The organism is Streptomyces sp. NPDC029466 (genome assembly GCF_055574515.1).
Window position 1 is genome coordinate 97,182 of sequence record NZ_JBVHZH010000008.1, and the last position, 17,261, is coordinate 114,442.

Here is a 17,261-nt window from a genome sequence, read left to right on the forward strand (position 1 = left end):
CTGGTAGAGCTGGCGGGGGGGGGGGGGCTGCTGTCGCTCCCAGCCGCCCCCCCCCCCCCCCCCCCCCCCCCCCCCCCCCCCCCCCCCCCCCCCCCCCCCCCGCACCCCGACAGCCCCGCGCAGCGGACCCCGCCCGCCGCAGGCGCAACGGCGAGAACCCACCACGGCGGAAAAGCCGACCACGTGGGGACGAGGGCAAAGCGCAGCGAACCGGCTACCCCGAGGCCATGCGCCCACGTACGGTGAACCCATGACGAGCATCGGTGGAACCGAGATGGTCGACTGGAACCTCGCGGTCGCGACCGCGACCCGGTTCGTGCGGCCGGGGCCAGAGGTGAGCCGGGACGAGGCGCGCGCGATCGTCGCCGAGCTGCGCAAGCACGCCAAGTCCTCCGAGGCGCATGTCCGGGCGTTCACGCGGATGGCACAGCCCGACGCGACGGGCGAGGAGCCGCATGACACACCGGTCCTCGTCGTGGACCGGCCCGGCTGGATCAAGGCGAATGTCGCGGGGTTCCGGGCCGTGCTCAAGCCGCTGCTGGCCAAGATGGAGGACCGCCGCTCGACGGTCCCCGGGGGCGCGGTGCTCGGCGCGGTCGGCGGCAAGGTGACCGGCGTGGAGCTGGGCATGCTGCTGTCGTTCCTGGCCTCGCGGGTCCTCGGCCAGTACGAGACGTTCGCCCCGGCCTCCCGGGATCTGCCGGCCGCGGCGCAGGGCGGCCGGCTGCTGCTCGTCGCGCCGAACATCGTGCACGTGGAGCGCGAGCTCGAAGTGGCCCCGCACGACTTCCGGCTGTGGGTGTGCCTCCACGAGGAGACCCACCGCACCCAGTTCACCGCCGTCCCGTGGCTGCGGGACCACATCGAGGGCGAGATCCAGTCGTTCCTCGGTGAGACGGACATCGACCCCGGCGCCCTCCTGGAGCGGCTGCGCGAGGCCGCCCAGTCGCTGGCCGGCGCCAAGCCCGAGGGCGAGGAGGGCGAGGACGAGGGCCGCTCCCTCGTCGATCTCGTCCAGACGCCCGCGCAGCGCGAGATCCTCGGCCGGCTGACCGCGGTGATGTCGCTGCTGGAGGGTCACGCGGATTATGTGATGGACGGTGTGGGGCCCGATGTCGTGCCGTCGGTGGCCGAGATCCGGGAGAAGTTCCAGAAGCGCCGGGCCAGCGGCGCCGGCCGGCTGGACCAGGCGCTGCGCAAGCTGCTCGGCCTGGACGCCAAGCTGCGGCAGTACCGCGACGGCGAGCGGTTCGTCAGCGCGGTCGTCGAGGAGGTGGGCATGGAGGGCTTCAACCGGGTGTGGACGTCGCCGAACACCCTCCCGACCAAACAAGAGATCGCCAAACCGGCGGACTGGATCGCGCGGGTGCACCGCAAAGCGGACGGGGCACCGTAAGCGAATGGTGTGAGCTGGGCACGCCGCGTGGCAGTAGAGCGCCCCTTCAATCACCCGTCTGAGGGACCGTTACCGAGGGATAGGCGTGCAATGCTCGGGGAACCGCTCGCCTCTGTCACCATCTAGGCACTCTGTGTGACGAAGCCGTCCACGGCCCGAGGCTCCCCAGCTGAACGATTGGAAACGGACATGGGTCCCCATCCAGCGGTCGCCGCGATACGCCTGGCGGTCCGCCGCGTACTCCACGACGTGCTCACCCACCACTCCGCGCACGACCGGCACGAGCCCCCGCTCGTGCTCGTCGCGTGCTCCGGCGGCGCCGATTCGATGGCGCTCGCCTCCGCCCTCGCCTTCGAGGCCCCCAAGCTCGGGGTCCGCGCCGGGGGCGTGACCATCGACCACGGCCTCCAGGAGGGCTCGGACCTCCGCGCCGCCGAGGTCGTCCTGCGGCTGCGGGCCCTGGGACTCGACCCCGTAGAGGCCGTCGCCGTCGACGTGGACGAACCGAACCGGGTGGCGCACGGCACCGCCTACCGCGGGAGCGGCGGCCGGCAGTCCGGCGGACCGGAAGCCGCCGCCCGTGACGCCCGCTACGCCGCCCTGGACGCCGCCGCCGAGCGCCATGGCGCCACCGCGGTCCTCCTCGGTCACACCCGCGACGACCAGGCCGAGACGGTGCTGCTCGGTCTCGCCCGCGGCTCCGGGACCCGTTCGCTCTCCGGAATGGCCGCGACCAGCGGCCGGGACGGGCGCTATCGCCGGCCCTTCCTCGACGTGGACCGCCAGACCGCCCGTAAAGCCTGTCTGATCCAGGCGCTGCCCGTCTGGGACGACCCGCACAACGCCGACCCCGCCTACACCCGCTCACGGCTGCGCCACGAGGGGCTGCCCGCCCTGGAGAAGGCGCTCGGCAAGGGCGTCGTCGAGGCGCTGGCCCGTACCGCCCAGCTCTCCCGTGACGACGCCGACGCCCTGGACGCCTGGGCCGCCGACGCCGAGGGCTCGGTCCTCGACGACAGCGGCTCCCTCGACATCGCCGCCCTGTTCGCCCTGCCCCCCGCGGTGCGCCGCCGGGTGCTGCGCCGGGCGGTCATCGGGGCCGGTTCACCGGCCGGTTCGCTCTTCGCCCGCCACATCGAGGAAGTGGACCGGCTGATCACCGCCTGGCGGGGGCAGGGGGCCATCAACCTCCCCGGGCGCGTAGGTGTGCGCCGGCAGGGTGGCAGACTGGTCATTCGGCAGGGCTGAGCCGCAGACGCTGCCCCGCACCGAAGTCTCACGACTGACGCGAACACCGAACAGAGCGAGAGTGGCACGGGTGGACGACAAGGACATGGGTTCCGACCTTCAGTCGGTACTCATCAGCAAGGAAGAGATCGACGCGAAGCTGGCGGAGCTGGCCGCGAAGATCGACGCGGAGTACGCGGGCAAGGACCTGCTCATCGTCGGCGTCCTCAAGGGCGCCGTGATGGTGATGGCGGACCTGGCGCGCGCGCTGTCCACCCCCGTCACGATGGACTGGATGGCCGTGTCGTCGTACGGCGCGGGCACCCAGTCCTCCGGCGTGGTCCGCATCCTCAAGGACCTCGACACCGACATCAAGGGCAAGCACGTCCTGATCGTCGAGGACATCATCGACTCCGGTCTGACGCTGTCGTGGCTGCTGTCGAACCTCGGCTCGCGCGAGCCGGCCTCGCTGGAGGTCTGCACGCTGCTGCGCAAGCCGGACGCGGCGAAGGTCGCCATCGACGTGAAGTGGATCGGCTTCGACATCCCCAACGAATTCGTCGTGGGATACGGCCTCGATTTCGCGGAGAAGTACCGCAATCTGCCATTCGTCGGTACCCTCGCGCCGCACGTCTACGGCGGCTGAGGGCGTCCCGCGCTCGTCCGGCCGCGGTGGCCGGGCGGGCCTCGGACCGTCCGCTGCGGCCCGGCGGGAACCCTTCGGGGCCGCCCGCCGTTGGAGCAGGGAGAGCGGAATCCTCGGCTGCATGTTCACCGTCGGCGCAGGCGCCGGGTGACAATGCTGGGGTACCGTCCGAAGGCAGTTCTTTTTCGGGCCAGTAATACACCGTACGCACGACCAGCCCTCCCAAGGGCGTTGTGCCTCACTGTGGCAGGAGGGACGGGGCCTCAGCGGCTCCGTATGGATGGACGTGAAGCGATACTTCCGTGGGCCGGTCATGTGGATCGTGCTGGCCGTCCTCGCCGTGGTCGTGTTGATGCAGGTCGTCGGCTCGTCCGGCGGCTACAAGACGGTGGACACCGGTCAGGTCGTCAAGGCGATCGCTGACAACAAGGTGAAGTCCGCCGAGCTGACGACCGGTGACGAGAACAAGATCAAGATTGAGCTGTCGGGCTCCAACAAGGTGGAGGGCTCGAACAAGCTCCAGGCGAGCTACATCGGCGACCAGGGCGTCGACGTGGCCAAGAACCTTCAGGCCAAGTACCAGACCGGCGAGATCAAGGACGGGTACACCGTCTCCCCGTCGAAGCAGAACCCGTTCGTCGGTGTGCTGCTCTCGCTGCTCCCCTTCGTCCTCATCGTGGTCGTCTTCCTGTTCCTGATGAACCAGATGCAGGGCGGCGGCTCCCGGGTGATGAACTTCGGGAAGTCCAAGGCGAAGCTGATCACCAAGGACACCCCCAAGACGACCTTCACGGACGTCGCGGGGTCGGACGAGGCCGTCGAGGAGCTCCACGAGATCAAGGAGTTCCTCCAGGAGCCGGCGAAGTTCCAGGCCGTCGGCGCCAAGATCCCCAAGGGCGTGCTGCTCTACGGCCCGCCCGGAACGGGCAAGACGCTGCTCGCGCGAGCCGTCGCCGGCGAGGCGGGCGTCCCGTTCTACTCGATCTCCGGTTCCGACTTCGTCGAGATGTTCGTCGGTGTCGGTGCCTCCCGGGTCCGTGACCTCTTCGAGCAGGCCAAGGCGAACGCCCCGGCGATCGTCTTCGTCGACGAGATCGACGCGGTGGGCCGCCACCGTGGCGCGGGTCTCGGCGGCGGTCACGACGAGCGTGAGCAGACGCTGAACCAGCTGCTCGTCGAGATGGACGGCTTTGACGTCAAGGGCGGCGTGATCCTGATCGCCGCCACGAACCGCCCGGACATCCTCGACCCGGCGCTGCTGCGTCCCGGCCGTTTCGACCGGCAGATCGCCGTCGACCGTCCGGACCTCCAGGGCCGTCTGGAGATCCTCAAGGTCCACCAGAAGGGCAAGCCGGTCGCGCCGGACGTCGACCTCTCGGCCGTCGCCAAGCGCACCCCCGGCTTCACCGGTGCCGATCTGTCCAACGTCCTCAACGAGGCCGCGCTGCTGACGGCCCGGAGCGACGAGAAGCTGATCAACAACCACTTCCTGGACGAGGCGATCGACCGCGTCGTGGCCGGCCCGCAGAAGCGGACCCGGATCATGTCCGAGAAGGAGAAGAAGATCACCGCGTACCACGAGGGCGGACACGCCCTGGTCGCGGCGGCCTCACCGAACTCCGACCCGGTCCACAAGATCACGATCCTGTCCCGCGGCCGGGCCCTGGGCTACACCATGGTCCTGCCCGACGAGGACAAGTACTCCACCACCCGCAACGAGATGCTCGACCAGCTGGCGTACATGCTGGGCGGCCGCGCTGCGGAGGAGCTGGTCTTCCACGACCCGACCACGGGTGCCGCGAACGACATCGAGAAGGCCACCGCCACGGCCCGCGCGATGGTCACGCAGTACGGCATGACCGAGCGGCTCGGCGCGATCAAGTTCGGCACCGACAACTCCGAGCCCTTCCTGGGCCGTGAGATGGGTCACCAGCGCGACTACTCGGAAGAGGTCGCCGCGCTGGTCGATGAGGAAGTCAAGAAGCTCATCGAGACCGCGCACAACGAGGCGTGGGAGATCCTGGTCGAGAACCGCGATGTGCTCGACAACCTCGTGCTGACGCTCCTGGAGAAGGAGACCCTCGGCAAGGAGGAGATCGCCGAGCTCTTCAAGCACGTGGTCAAGCGCCCGGCCCGCCCGGCGTGGACCGGCTCGTCGCGCCGTACGCCCTCCAGCCGCCCGCCGGTGCTGTCGCCGAAGGAGCTGGCCCCGGCCAACGGCGCGGTGACCACCACCGCCACCGTCTCCACGGAGAAGGTGGAAGCGCCCGAAGAGCAGCGCCCGGAGAGCTGATCCCGTGGCCCCCAGGGGCCCCGGAATAAATGCCGCGCCCCCCAGGTTTAGCCTTGGGGGGCGCGGCATTCCGCGTCTCCACCGCGATTCGAGCGGGCGCAGAAGGAACGAGGCACCACATGACGGACCCTGTGACGCTGGACGTCGGCGGCAAGATCGGCACTTTCGACGAGAAGCGCGCCGAGAACGCCGTACGCGAGCTGCTCATCGCGGTGGGCGAGGACCCGGACCGTGAGGGGCTGCTGGAGACGCCGGCGAGGGTGGCACGGGCGTACCGGGAGATCTTCGCCGGGCTGTGGCAGAAGCCGGAAGACGTGCTGACGACCACCTTCGACCTGGGCCACGACGAAATGGTGCTGGTCAAGGACATCGAAGTGGTCTCCAGCTGTGAGCACCACCTCGTCCCGTTCGTCGGGGTGGCCCATGTCGGCTACATCCCGTCCACCGACGGCAAGATCACCGGCCTGTCCAAGCTGGCCCGGCTGGTCGATGTGTTCGCCCGGCGCCCGCAGGTCCAGGAGCGGCTGACCACGCAGATCGCGGACTCCCTGATGGAGATCCTGGAGCCGCGCGGCGTGATCGTCGTCATCGAGTGCGAGCACATGTGCATGACCATGCGCGGGGTGCGCAAGCCGGGTGCCAAGACGACGACCTCGGCCGTGCGCGGCCAGCTGCGGGACGCCGCCACGCGCGCCGAGGCGATGAGCCTGATACTGGCCCGCTGAGGCCGCGGGCCCGTACGGCGGTCCGTCGCGGGTCCCCTCACAGACGACCGGACGGCCGGGCCCCTCGCAGGAGGGACCCGGCCGTCGTCGGTCGGGGGGCGGGGCGCAGGCCCGTCAGGCCCTGAGGTGGTTGCCCAGCCACTCCAGGGCGGCGGGGATCTCGCGGCGCCAGGTGTTGAAGTTGTGGCCGCCGCTGTCGAGGATGATCGACGAGACCCGGCTCGGCGACTTCGTCTGCTCGATGAACCGCAGCGTCTGCCGGTAATTCGCCTCGCCCTGCTTGCTGCTGGTGACCAGCAGGTTCACCGGGGGCGCGGGCAGATTCCGCTGACGCCACAGCAGATTGTTCTCGCGCTCCAGCTGCTGGTTGCCGCCGAAGAGATCGCCGGTGGTGGCGTCCCGCGGGGCCTTGTAGGCGCCGGAGAGGGCGACGGCGCTGGAGTACGCCTCGGGGTGGCGCATGGTCATCTTCAGCGCGCAGTAGCCGCCGGTGGAGTCACCCACCACACCCCAGCTCTTGGCCTCGCGGCCTATTCGGTAGTGCTCGGAGATATCCGCGCGCAGGTCCTTCGTGAAGAAGGTCTCGGTCTGCGGGCCGTTCGGTATGTCCATGCACTCCGTGTCGCGCGGCGGAGCGACGGTCGGGCGCATCATGACCAGGACGGTCGGCCGCATCTTCTGCTTCTTGAGCAGTTCGTGCTGGGTCTGCGGGAAATGCAGCTTTTTGTAGAGCGCCTCGGCGGTGCCGGGGTAGCCGGTGAGCACCAGGGCCGCCGGGAATTTCTTCCCGGCGTATTTCTTCTGGAAGTACTGCGGCGGCAGGTAGACATACGCCGGGCTGGCGATCTGCGAGTGTTCGCCCTGGACCAGCACCTTGTCGATCCGGCCGCCGGTCGCCGGCCGGGAGCCGTTCTGTACGCTCACCCGCTCGGTGCCCAGCATCCGCAGCTTGGTGCCGTCCGGGCCGGTCTGGTAGTCGGTCACCACGCCCGGCTCCTGCTCCTGGCCGAAGAGGTCGGCCCAGGACGCGTAGAAGCCGAAGGAATTGTTGGCGTACAGACCGATCGTGGCGAAAAGGGAGAGCTGCGTCGCCACCAGCAGCCCGATACGCCCGAGCACGGCGCGCCAGTTCCCCTTGGAGAGGCGCGGCCAGAGCCAAATGGTGAGGACGAACAGTGCCACCGCGACGAGGACGGCAAGAAGCAGCACTTTCTGACTGGTGAGACCCATGTGGTGCTTTCTTCCGGGCGGCCGGGCCATCCGTACCGCTAGTGGAACCCCGAGCCCTGAAACGCCGTCATACAGGGCGCAAAAAGTCCAGATGCTGCGACAAGGCTCGCACGTTCTCTCGACCGGGGCGACGGGAAAGTGATGTCTGACAGGCTAGATGGCGAAAAGTCGGAGACGGTTGCGTGGCGTGGACCACGCTGGCTCCGTGGCCCGCGGCCCGAAGCGGTGCCCGGGATCGTCGGTACGGCCGGCGCGGTCGTCGGCCTGCTGAACCTGGCGGCAGGGGTCTTCCCGCGGTTCCGGCACAGCCGGATGCACGCCCTGGCGGAGGTGCTGCCGGGCGCGGTGAGCCCGCTGGCGGCCGCCGCCTCCATCGTCGTCGGCATCCTGCTGCTCCTTCTGGCCCACGGCCTCAAGCGGCGTAAGCGGCGGGCCTGGGGAGCGGCCGTGGCGCTGCTGCCGGTGGGGATCGCCGCCCAGCTGGTCTACCGCCACTCCGTGTTCGGGGCGGTGCTCTCGCTGGCGCTCCTGGTGTTCCTGGTGTGGCACCGGCGGGAGTTCGCGGCCCTGCCCGACCCGCGCAGTCGCTGGAAGGCGCTGGCCAATCTCGTCGTCCTCGGCGGGGTCAGCTTCGGCATCGGCCTGGTCATCGTCAGCTCGCACCCCCACAAGACCATCGGCTCGCCCTCCCTCTGGGAGCGCGCCGAGCACGTCCTGTGGGGCCTGTTCGGCTTCGAGGGCCCGGTCGCCTACACCCACCACGTCGACTACACCGTCGGCTACTCGCTCGGCGCGCTCGGCCTGCTGACCGTCGCCACCACCGCCTACCTCGCCTTCCGCCCCGAGCACCCGGCGGCCCGGCTGACCGACGAGGACGAGCAGCGGCTGCGCGCGCTGCTCGACCGGCACGGCGCCCGGGACTCGCTCGGCTACTTCGCGCTGCGCCGTGACAAGGGCGCGGTCTTCTCCCCGACCGGCAAGGCCGCGGTCTGCTACCGGGTGATCTCCGGTGTGATGCTCGCCAGCGGTGACCCGATCGGCGATGTGGAGGCCTGGCCGGGCGCCATCGAGCGCTTCATGGAGGAGGCGAAGGCGCACTCCTGGACCCCGGCGGTCACCGGTTGCAGCGAGACCGGCGGCCAGGTGTGGACCCGGGAGACCGGCATGGACGCGCTGGAGCTCGGTGACGAGGCGATCGTGGACGTCGCCGACTTCACCCTCACCGGGCGCGCGATGCGCAACGTACGGCAGATGGTCAAGCGCATCGAGCGCAACGGTTACGAGACGCGGGTGCGGCGGGTGCGCGACCTGGCGCCGGACGAGCTGGCGCAGCTCCAGAAGGCCGCGGACGCCTGGCGGGACACCGACACCGAGCGCGGCTTCTCCATGGCGCTGGGCCGGATCGACGCGGTGGCCGACGGTGACGCGGTGATCGCCACCGCGCATCTGCCGGCGGCCGAGGGCGAGGAGCCCGGCCCGTACGGCGACCTCAAGGCGATGCAGCACTTCGTGCCGTGGGGCGACAGCGGGATCTCCCTGGAGCTGATGCGGCGCGACCGCAGCGCCGACCCCGGGATGAACGAGCTGCTGATCGTCGCCGCGCTCCAGGCCGCGCCGGACCTCGGGATCAAGCAGGTCTCGCTGAACTTCGCGGTCTTCCGCTCCTCTCTGGAGCGCGGCGAGAAGCTCGGCGCGGGGCCGGTCATCCGGGTCTGGCGCGGGATGCTGATCTTCCTGTCCCGCTGGTACCAGATCGAGTCGCTGTACAAGTTCAACGACAAGTTCCGGCCTCGCTGGGAGCCCCGCTTCGTGGTCTTCCGCAACAGCCGCGACATCCCCCGGATCGGCCTGGCGGCGCTCCAGGCCGAGGGCTATCTGGAGCTGGGGCTGCCGCGCGTACTGCGGCGCCGGAAGACCGTGGAGCCGCGGCCGTGCGCGCATATGCCGCGGCCGGCCGCCGCGCCGGAAGCCGTCGAGCGGGCCGCCTGACCCAGGCCCGCCGGCCGGGCGACCGGGCCCGCCCCGACGGCCTCCGGCAGCCCGGCGCCCCTGAAGTCCCCGCATGCGGTGGCCGCAATCCGGCCGGTCGGCACACGGCCTACGCTGGTGCCATGAGTACCTTGCGTGGCCGGGTGGCCGGACTGCCGGACTGGGACCGCTGCGCGGTGCTGGGCGTCGTCAATGTGACGCCCGATTCGTTCTCCGACGGCGGCGACTGGTTCGATACCGAACTCGCCGTCAAACACGGCCTCGACCTGGTGGCGCAGGGCGCCGACATGGTGGACGTGGGCGGCGAGTCGACCCGGCCGGGCGCGGCGCGGGTGGACGAGGCCGAGGAGCTGCGCCGGGTCGTTCCGGTCGTCCGGGAGCTGGCCGCGGCCGGTGCCGTGGTCTCCGTGGACACCATGCGGGCCTCGGTCGCCGAACAGGCCGTGGCGGCCGGAGCGCGGCTGGTCAACGACGTCAGCGGGGGCGCCGCCGACCCGGCGATGGTGCCGGTGGTGGCCGCGCACCATGTCCCGTTCGTCGTGATGCACTGGCGCGGCCAGTCCATCGACATGAACAACCGCGCCGTCTACGGGGACGTGGTCGCCGAGGTCCTCGACGAGCTCGGGCAGAGCATGGAGCGCGCGGTGTCTGGCGGGATCGACCCGGACCGGATCGTCATCGACCCCGGCCTGGGCTTCGCCAAGGAGGCCGGGCACGATCTCGCGCTGGTCGCCCGGCTGGCGCGGCTGCGGGCGCTGGGCCGGCCGCTGCTGGTGGCGGCATCGAGGAAACGGTTCCTGGGCAGGGTGCTTGCAGGTGGCGAGGGAGCCGCCCCACCGCCGGCCCGGGAGCGGGATGCCGCGACGGCGGCGGTGTCGGCGATCGTGGCGCGAGAGGGGGCCTGGGCGGTGCGGGTGCACGAGGTCAGGGCGAGCGCGGATGCGGTACGGGTGGCCCGTGCCGTGGAGGGCGCGGCAGCGTCCGGCCGTAGTGGCACGGCGGCGACGGCCGCCGGCAGCGAGGCGAGCGGGACGACGGCGAAGACGACGGGAACGGTGTGAGCGGCTTGGGCCCACGGACGGACATCGAACTGGTCGAGCAGGCGAACACCACCCTGTACGAGACCATCGAGCGCGGCGATCACGAGGCGCTGTCCGACCTGTGGCTGGACGGCCAGGTGAGTGTGGTCCACCCGGGATGGCCGGTGCTGCGGGGGCGCGGCGAGGTGCTGCGCTCGTACGCCCTGATCATGGCGAACACCGAGTACATCCAGTTCTTCCTCACGGATGTGGAGATCGATGTCATCGGGGACACCGCGCTGGTGACCTGCACCGAGAACATCCTCAGCGGCGGGCCCGCCGAGGATGACGGCTCGGTGGGGCCGCTGATCGGCCAGCTGGTCGTGGCGACCAATGTCTTCCGGCGTACGGAGGACGGCTGGCGGGTGTGGTCGCACCACGGCTCGCCGGTGCTGGCGGACCGCGAGGACGAGGACGAGGACGACGACGGGGGAGCCGGCGAGGGCGGCGAGGAGGCCCTCTGAGCGCCTACCCGGGAGCCGGGGCCGGGGCCCGGGGCTGAGCCCGGGGCCGGTGGCCGGACGGGCGGGCCCGGCGCGGGCCGGTGTGAGCCTTGCCATGGCCGCCTGCCCTTGCATCCGGGGTGGATGGCTTGCGCGGCCCTCGGGGCGGACGTCAGCCATCCGGGTGAGGGCGCACCCGTTCGAGCCAAGTGGGGCACGGGTAGGGGTGGGGCGTGGGCAGGGGGGTAAGAGGGCCGCGCGGACGATCTCCCGGCCCGCTGATCGCTGCCCCGCCAGGCAGCGCTTAGCACCAGGACGGGGTCTTGTCCATAGCCCCCGTGGGCGAGGACTGCGGGTTCTCGAAGGTAGATTCGACGGCGGGGCAGTGTTGCCGGATCGCTCCGGCGGCTGCCCGGATCCGACGAACAGTGGCGCCAGAGGTGCCGTGGACCAGTGGGAGTGATTCGCGTGGATCGTGTCGCGCTGCGTGGGCTGAAGGCCCGGGGCCACCACGGGGTGTTTCCCCGTGAGCGTGAGGAGGGCCAGACCTTCATCGTCGACGTGGTGCTCGGTCTGGACACCCGCCAGGCCGCGGCGAGCGACGATCTCGCGAAGACCGTGCACTACGGCGTCGTGGCCGAGGAGGTGGTGGCCGTCGTCCAGGGCGAGCCCGTCGACCTCATCGAGACCCTGGCTGAGCGCATCGCCGAGCAGTGCCTCAAGCACGAGGGCGTGCAGGAGGTGGAGGTGGTGGTGCACAAGCCGGACGCGCCGATCACCGTCCCCTTCGACGACGTGACCATCACCATCACTCGGAGCCGAGTATGAAGTCCACCCGCCACCCGACCACCACTCCGCACGGGGCCGCCGCCGGGCACCCCGGTATGGGTGATCCGACCGTGCAGCCGGTGCCCGCCTCCGTAGTGGAGCAGGTGGACGCCGCCGATGTGACGCTCTCCAACCCCAAACGCGCCGTGATCTCCCTCGGCAGCAATCTCGGCAACCGTCTGGAGACCCTCCAGGGTGCCGTCGACGCGCTGGAGGACACCCCCGGGCTGCGGGTCAAGGCGGTCTCCCCGGTCTACGAGACCGTGCCGTGGGGCGTGGACCCCGGCTCCCAGACGTCGTACTTCAACGCCGTGGTGCTGATCAAGACGACGCTGCCGCCGTCCTCCCTCCTGGAGCGCGGGCAGGCGATCGAGGAGGCGTTCGAGCGGGTCCGCGACGAGCGCTGGGGCCCGCGCACCATCGACGTCGACATCCTGGCGTATCAGGACGTGGTCTCCGACGACCCGCGGCTGACGCTGCCGCACCCGCGCGCCCATGAGCGGGCGTTCGTGCTGGTGCCGTGGCATGACATCGACCCGGAGGCCGTGGTCCCCGGCCGCGGCGCGGTGGCCGAACTGCTGTCCGCGGTGGGCCGCGAGGGTGTGGAACCGCGGGCGGACCTGGAACTGCGGCTGCCGGAGTAGTCGTTAAGGTTGCGGGCCGGCTCCCTGCGGGATGCATCCGTACGGACCGGACGAGGCGGCCAGGACGACAAGGACGGCCGCGACGGCAGGGAAGGTCATGACGGCGCGAGGGGCGATCGCTCGGTGAAGCAGCTACACATCAAGGTGCTGGTCGGGCTGTTTCTGGCGGCCGGGGTGCTGGCCTGGGGCGGCGCCCGGCTGTGGGACTCGTTCGGCACCCTGCCCAGCGTTCCCGTCGCCGCCCCGATCGTGCTGGCACTGATCGCCGCGGTGCTCGCCGCCACCGCCTTCTCCTTCCGCTCGCGGCTGCGCGCCCAGCGCGAGCGCCGGCCGGACGCCAAGGGCGTCGAGCCGCTGGTGGCCGCCCGTGCGGTGGTCTTCGGGCAGGCCAGCGCGCTGGTGGCGGCGCTGGTCGCGGGGCTGTACGGCGGTGTCGGCGTCTTTCTGCTGACCTCCGGGCTCGATGTCGCACCGCGCCGCGACCAGGCGATCTACGCCGCGCTGTCGGTGCTCGCCGGGGCCGCGGTGGTCGCCGCGGCGATCTTCCTGGAGCGGGTGTGCAAGCTGCCCGACGACGACGGCAACGGGAACGGCGGGGTCGACGCGGCGCTGTGACGCCGCGGTGGGCCCGGGGAGGCGTGGTCCGATCCCGGGCAGGCACGGCCGGGCCCGGAGGCGCGGTCCTGCCGCACCGGGGCGGGCCGCCGCGCGGATCAGCCGGCCGAGCCCGGGGCCGGGACGCCGGGGCCCGGGACCGTATCGAGTGAGACCTCGCCGCGCGGGATCCGCGCGGCGTCCGCCGTGGTGGCACGGCGCAGCGCGGTGTGCAGCCGCGCGGGGGTGAGGACCCCCAGGAAACGGTCGCCGTCCTGGACCGCGACCCAGCCCGCGTCATGCTGCAGCATCGTGCTCAGCGCCTGCCTGAGCGGGGCGCCGAGCGGGAGCCGGGCGTCCATCCGCCGGGCGTGCTCGCGGACGGTGGCGCCCCGTGGAGCGGGCTTCTTGAGGTCCGGCCCGGCTCCTTCCGCCGGCTCCATGGGGGCGCCGGTGAGCGCCGCGGCCGGGACCCAGCCGTGCAGCGCCCCGTCGGCGTCCAGGACGACCGCCCAGGAGGCACCGTCGGCGGCGAGCCGCCCGGCCGCGCGGTCCGCGGGGTCGTCGAGGCGGACGACCGGGGGCCGTTCGAGGTCGCCGGGCTCGACGGGCGTGACGGAGAGCCGCTTCAGGCCCCGGTCGGCGCCGACGAACTCGGCGGTGTACGGGGTCGCGGGGGCGCCCAGCACCGTCGCCGGGGTGTCGAACTGCTCGATGCGCCCGGCCCCGTAGACGGCGATCCGGTCACCGAGCCGGACCGCCTCCTCAAGGTCGTGGGTGACGAAGAGGACGGTCTTGCGGAGCGTGGACTGAAGCCGCAGGAACTCGTTCTGGAGGTGCTCGCGCACGACCGGGTCGACCGCGCCGAACGGCTCGTCCATCAGCAGGACGGGCGGATCGGCGGCGAGCGCACGGGCCACTCCGACGCGCTGGCGCTGCCCGCCGGAGAGCTGCTCGGGGTAGCGGTCGCCGTAGGTGGCCGGGTCCAGGCCGACCAGATCCAGGAGTTCGGCGGCGCGCGCCCGGGCCTTGCTGCGCGGCCGGCCGAGGAGGTGCGGGACGGTGGCGGTGTTGTCCAGGACGGTCTTGTGGGGGAACAGGCCGACCTGCTGGATGACATAGCCGATACGGCGCCGCAGTTGCACGGGGTCCAGGTCGGATATGTCCTCGCCGTCGAGGAGGATGCGGCCGCTGGTGGGTTCGATGAGCCGGTTGACCATCTTCATCGTCGTGGTCTTGCCGCAGCCCGAAGGCCCGACGAGCGTGACCAGTTCGCCCTCCGCGACCTCGAACGAGAGGTCGTCCACGGCCGTGGTGCCGTCGGGGTAACTCTTGGTGACGTGCTCGAAGCGGATCATGCATCCCCCCAGTGGTGTACGGCCATTGTGGCCGGGCGGTCGTGAACGCGGTGTTGCGGGTGCATGGCGAAGCGGCCGGTGAGCGGCGGGAGCGGACCGGTTGTCAGTGGTCGGGGTTAGGGTCGCAGACAGTCACCGGATCGGTGAGCGACCGGGGCGGGGGAGGTGACGCGCCATGCGTGGTGGTGCTGCCGGGCCGGGCTGCCTGGAGGCGAACGACTGGATCTGCGGTGAGTATCTGCGCACCCGCAGCCAGGAATTGGTGGACGCGACGGTCCAGCATCTCGGCATCACGGCCGTGTCCGTGGTGCTCGGCCTGCTGGTCGCCTTTCCGCTGGCGCTGGTGGCCCGGCGGTGGCGGGGCGCCGCCGGACCGGTCCTGGGGCTGACGACGGTTCTCTACACCGTCCCCTCGCTGGCGATGTTCGCGCTGCTGACCCCGGTCTTCGGGGTCTCGGCGGCCGTGGTCGTGACGGGCCTGGTGCTGTATTCGCTGACGATCCTGGTGCGCAACATCCTCGCCGGCCTTCAGGCCGTGCCCGCCGAGGTCCGAGAGGCCGCCCGGGGGATGGGCTACGGCCCGGCGCGGCTGCTGTACGAGGTCGAACTCCCGCTCGCCCTGCCCGCGTTGGTGGCCGGACTGCGGATCGCCACGGTCTCGACGGTGGCGATGACCACCATCGGCTCCGTCGTCGGCTACGGGGGCCTGGGCAATCTGATAGCCGACGGCATGGCGGGCTTCTTCAAGGCGGAGGTGCTGACGGCCTCGGTGCTGTGCGTGCTGCTGGCGCTGCTCGCCGATCTGCTGCTCTTGGGGCTCCAGCGGCTGCTGACGCCCTGGACGCGGGCGCAGGGGCGGGCGAAGGCCGGTGCGCGGCGCGGCGCCCGTACGGCGAAGGCGGTGGGCTGAGCGATGGGGGCGATCACGGGCGCGTGGCAGTGGCTGTCGACGGCCGCCAACTGGGCCGGGGAGAAGGGGGTGTGGCACCGGCTCGCCGAGCATCTCTGGCTCAGCGGGCTGTGCCTGGCCCTCTCCTGTCTGATAGCCCTGCCGGTGGCGCTCTGGCTGGGGCACCTCGGCAAGGGCGGGGCGCTGGCGGTCAATCTCTCCAACGTGGGGCGCGCGGTGCCGACCTTCGCGGTTCTGGTGCTGCTGACACTCAGTCCGCTGGGCAGGCAGGGCGACTGGCCCACGGTCATCGCGCTGGTGCTCTTCGCGGTGCCGCCGCTGCTGACCAACGCCTATCTGGGCATGCGGGAGGCGGACCGCGATGTGGTCGAGGCGGCGCGCGGGATGGGCATGTCGGGGCCGCAGCTGCTGCTGCGGGTCGAGATACCGCTCGCCTATCCGCTGATCATGACCGGTCTGCGGTCGGCCACGGTGCAGGTGATCGCGACCGCGACGCTGGCCGCGCTGGCCGGCGGCGGCGGGCTGGGCCGGATCATCACCGCCGGCTTCGGCAACTACGACACCGCCCAAGTGGTCGCGGGCGCGGTGCTGGTGGCCGTGCTGGCCCTGGCCGTGGAGGGCCTCCTCGTCCTGGCGGAGCGGCTCCTCGACCCGATGCGGGGGCGGCGGCGCGCCGCGCGTACGGCTCCGCGCCTCACCAAGGGCGCGGGCCCGGACCGGGCCCCTGGCGCACCGAGCTCCGGCGCACCGGCCTCTGGCCCACCGGCCTCTGGCCCACCGGCCCTCGGCGCACCGGCCTCGGCAACTGCCCCCGAGGCGACGACCCGACCCTGATCCGGCACGACTCGACCGGACCTGATCCGAACGGACTGAATGGTGGCATCCATGAGCAGCACGTCGCGTGTGGCGCGCACCGCGGTGGCCGCGGGCGCAGTGATCACCCTGGCGGCCGGCCTGGCCGCGTGCGGGGGCCAGAGCCTGGAGGAGAAGGGCGGCGGCGGGAAGGGCGGTGGCAAGGGCGAGCTCGTCATCGGCTCGGCCGGTTTCACCGAGTCGAAGGTGCTCGCCGAGATCTATTCCCGGGTCCTGGCCGATGCCGGATACCGCACGCGGGTGCAGACCCTGGCCAATCGCGAGCTGTATGAACCGGCTCTGGAGAAGGGCCAGATCGATGTCGTTCCGGAATACGCCTCCACCCTCGCCGAATTCCTCAACGCGAAGGAGAACGGCAGCAAGGCGAAGCCCGTCGCCTCCAGTGACATCGGCAAGACGGTGACGGCCCTGGAGAAGCTCGCCTCATCGCGCGGGCTCAAGGTCCTGCCGGCGGGCGGTGCGACGGACCAGAACGCCTTCGCGGTGAGTAAGGAATTCGCCGCAGAGAACACCCTGAAGACCCTCTCCGACCTCGGTAAATCGAAGCAGAAGGTGAAGCTCGCGGCGGGGGAGGAGTGCGAGACCCGGGTGTTCTGCAAGCCCGGCCTGGAGAAGACCTACGGCATCGACATCACGGAGCTGGACCCCAAGGGCGTCGGGACCCCGCAGGCCAAGCAGGCGGTCAAGGACGGCACCGACCAACTGGTGCTCACCACGACCACGGACGCCACGCTCGACACCTTCGGCCTGGTGCTTCTGAAGGACGACAAGAAGCTGCAGAACGCCGACAATGTGCTGCCGGTGGTGAATGCCAAGAGCGCCGGAGACAAGGAGATAGCCGCCGCTCTCGGGAAGCTCACCCGTACCCTCACGACCGAAGACCTGATCAACTTGAACCGCAAGGTTGATGCCGAACGACTCAAGCCCGCGGATGTCGCACAGGCTTATGTGGAGTCCAAGAATCTGGTCAAGAAGTAACCAGCGGGAAACGGATCGGCGTGCGGGGCCCCACAGGTCCCGCACGCA

The 17,261-nt window shown here is 71.1% G+C and carries 16 protein-coding genes; 14 read left to right on the forward strand and 2 right to left on the reverse strand.

The window, feature by feature from the left end; translation table 11 throughout:
* Positions 1-250: 250 nt before the first annotated feature.
* From ACZ4XD_RS09620 to folE, 5 genes are all read left to right on the forward strand, one after another.
* Complete coding sequence (locus tag ACZ4XD_RS09620; RefSeq protein WP_085923330.1) at positions 251-1,396, forward strand: zinc-dependent metalloprotease; 1,146 nt, start codon at positions 251-253, stop codon at positions 1,394-1,396.
* 189 nt (positions 1,397-1,585) lie between these two features.
* Complete coding sequence (gene tilS, locus ACZ4XD_RS09625) at positions 1,586-2,644, forward strand: tRNA lysidine(34) synthetase TilS (RefSeq protein WP_468039940.1); 1,059 nt, start codon at positions 1,586-1,588, stop codon at positions 2,642-2,644.
* 85 nt (positions 2,645-2,729) lie between these two features.
* Positions 2,730-3,269 (forward strand): hypoxanthine phosphoribosyltransferase, encoded by a 540-nt coding sequence (gene hpt, locus ACZ4XD_RS09630; protein WP_030077134.1) that lies wholly within the window; start codon positions 2,730-2,732, stop codon positions 3,267-3,269.
* A gap of 280 nt (positions 3,270-3,549) precedes the next feature.
* On the forward strand, positions 3,550-5,562 hold the full coding sequence (gene ftsH, locus ACZ4XD_RS09635; RefSeq protein WP_468039942.1) for an ATP-dependent zinc metalloprotease FtsH: 2,013 nt from the start codon (positions 3,550-3,552) through the stop codon (positions 5,560-5,562).
* Positions 5,563-5,681: 119 nt separating this feature from the next.
* On the forward strand, positions 5,682-6,287 hold the full coding sequence (gene folE / locus ACZ4XD_RS09640; RefSeq protein ID WP_398828115.1) for a GTP cyclohydrolase I FolE: 606 nt from the start codon (positions 5,682-5,684) through the stop codon (positions 6,285-6,287).
* 114 nt (positions 6,288-6,401) lie between these two features.
* Here folE and ACZ4XD_RS09645 read toward each other — a convergent pair whose 3' ends face one another.
* Positions 6,402-7,517 carry an alpha/beta hydrolase gene (locus ACZ4XD_RS09645; RefSeq protein ID WP_468039945.1) on the reverse strand — a complete coding sequence of 372 codons (1,116 nt, stop codon included), beginning with the start codon at positions 7,515-7,517 and terminating at the stop codon, positions 6,402-6,404.
* A 141-nt stretch (positions 7,518-7,658) separates the two neighbouring features.
* On the opposite strand from ACZ4XD_RS09645, the gene ACZ4XD_RS09650 reads away from it, so the two are divergent.
* The 6 genes from ACZ4XD_RS09650 (at position 7,659) to ACZ4XD_RS09675 (ending at position 13,115) form a co-directional block, all read left to right on the forward strand.
* The gene (locus ACZ4XD_RS09650) at positions 7,659-9,506 is read left to right on the forward strand and encodes a phosphatidylglycerol lysyltransferase domain-containing protein (protein ID WP_468039947.1); all 1,848 of its coding nucleotides are present in this window, start codon (positions 7,659-7,661) and stop codon (positions 9,504-9,506) included.
* Positions 9,507-9,628: 122 nt separating this feature from the next.
* On the forward strand, positions 9,629-10,567 hold the full coding sequence (gene folP, locus ACZ4XD_RS09655) for a dihydropteroate synthase (RefSeq protein WP_468039949.1): 939 nt from the start codon (positions 9,629-9,631) through the stop codon (positions 10,565-10,567).
* Positions 10,568-10,572: 5 nt separating this feature from the next.
* On the forward strand, positions 10,573-11,049 hold the full coding sequence (locus ACZ4XD_RS09660; protein WP_468039951.1) for a nuclear transport factor 2 family protein: 477 nt from the start codon (positions 10,573-10,575) through the stop codon (positions 11,047-11,049).
* Between the two features lie 447 nt (positions 11,050-11,496).
* Positions 11,497-11,856 carry a dihydroneopterin aldolase gene (gene folB / locus ACZ4XD_RS09665; protein WP_042150312.1) on the forward strand — a complete coding sequence of 120 codons (360 nt, stop codon included), beginning with the start codon at positions 11,497-11,499 and terminating at the stop codon, positions 11,854-11,856.
* Positions 11,853-12,500, forward strand: coding sequence for a 2-amino-4-hydroxy-6-hydroxymethyldihydropteridine diphosphokinase (folK, locus tag ACZ4XD_RS09670; protein WP_468039953.1), 648 nt, complete (start codon positions 11,853-11,855; stop codon positions 12,498-12,500). The genes folB and folK overlap by 4 nt, the downstream gene beginning before the upstream one ends.
* 123 nt (positions 12,501-12,623) lie before the next feature.
* Positions 12,624-13,115 (forward strand): DUF3180 domain-containing protein, encoded by a 492-nt coding sequence (locus tag ACZ4XD_RS09675; RefSeq protein WP_468039955.1) that lies wholly within the window; start codon positions 12,624-12,626, stop codon positions 13,113-13,115.
* Between the two features lie 98 nt (positions 13,116-13,213).
* Here ACZ4XD_RS09675 and ACZ4XD_RS09680 read toward each other — a convergent pair whose 3' ends face one another.
* Positions 13,214-14,452, reverse strand: coding sequence for an ABC transporter ATP-binding protein (locus ACZ4XD_RS09680; protein WP_468039957.1), 1,239 nt, complete (start codon positions 14,450-14,452; stop codon positions 13,214-13,216).
* A gap of 175 nt (positions 14,453-14,627) precedes the next feature.
* On the opposite strand from ACZ4XD_RS09680, the gene ACZ4XD_RS09685 reads away from it, so the two are divergent.
* The 3 genes from ACZ4XD_RS09685 to ACZ4XD_RS09695 are packed head-to-tail and all read left to right on the forward strand — an operon-like array spanning position 14,628 to position 17,213.
* Complete coding sequence (locus tag ACZ4XD_RS09685; protein WP_468039960.1) at positions 14,628-15,362, forward strand: ABC transporter permease; 735 nt, start codon at positions 14,628-14,630, stop codon at positions 15,360-15,362.
* A 3-nt stretch (positions 15,363-15,365) separates the two neighbouring features.
* Entirely contained in the window at positions 15,366-16,196 is an 831-nt protein-coding gene (locus tag ACZ4XD_RS09690) for an ABC transporter permease (RefSeq protein WP_468039962.1), read from the forward strand.
* Positions 16,197-16,247: 51 nt separating this feature from the next.
* Entirely contained in the window at positions 16,248-17,213 is a 966-nt protein-coding gene (locus ACZ4XD_RS09695) for an ABC transporter substrate-binding protein (protein ID WP_468039964.1), read from the forward strand.
* The last annotated feature ends 48 nt before the right edge of the window (positions 17,214-17,261 follow it).

Bases quoted from the DNA above. Each gene is read 5' to 3' on its own strand.
- ACZ4XD_RS09620 (WP_085923330.1), top strand. From the start codon at position 251: ATGACGAGCATCGGTGGAACCGAGATGGTCGACTGGAACCTCGCGGTC.
- ACZ4XD_RS09685 (WP_468039960.1), top strand. From the start codon at position 14,628: ATGCGTGGTGGTGCTGCCGGGCCGGGCTGCCTGGAGGCGAACGACTGG.
- ACZ4XD_RS09690 (WP_468039962.1), top strand. From the start codon at position 15,366: ATGGGGGCGATCACGGGCGCGTGGCAGTGGCTGTCGACGGCCGCCAAC.
- tilS (WP_468039940.1), top strand. From the start codon at position 1,586: ATGGGTCCCCATCCAGCGGTCGCCGCGATACGCCTGGCGGTCCGCCGC.
- folE (WP_398828115.1), top strand. From the start codon at position 5,682: ATGACGGACCCTGTGACGCTGGACGTCGGCGGCAAGATCGGCACTTTC.
- folK (WP_468039953.1), top strand. From the start codon at position 11,853: ATGAAGTCCACCCGCCACCCGACCACCACTCCGCACGGGGCCGCCGCC.
- ACZ4XD_RS09680 (WP_468039957.1), bottom strand. From the start codon at position 14,452: ATGATCCGCTTCGAGCACGTCACCAAGAGTTACCCCGACGGCACCACG.
- hpt (WP_030077134.1), top strand. From the start codon at position 2,730: ATGGGTTCCGACCTTCAGTCGGTACTCATCAGCAAGGAAGAGATCGAC.
- folP (WP_468039949.1), top strand. From the start codon at position 9,629: ATGAGTACCTTGCGTGGCCGGGTGGCCGGACTGCCGGACTGGGACCGC.
- ACZ4XD_RS09695 (WP_468039964.1), top strand. From the start codon at position 16,248: ATGAGCAGCACGTCGCGTGTGGCGCGCACCGCGGTGGCCGCGGGCGCA.
- ftsH (WP_468039942.1), top strand. From the start codon at position 3,550: ATGGACGTGAAGCGATACTTCCGTGGGCCGGTCATGTGGATCGTGCTG.
- ACZ4XD_RS09645 (WP_468039945.1), bottom strand. From the start codon at position 7,517: ATGGGTCTCACCAGTCAGAAAGTGCTGCTTCTTGCCGTCCTCGTCGCG.
- ACZ4XD_RS09650 (WP_468039947.1), top strand. From the start codon at position 7,659: ATGTCTGACAGGCTAGATGGCGAAAAGTCGGAGACGGTTGCGTGGCGT.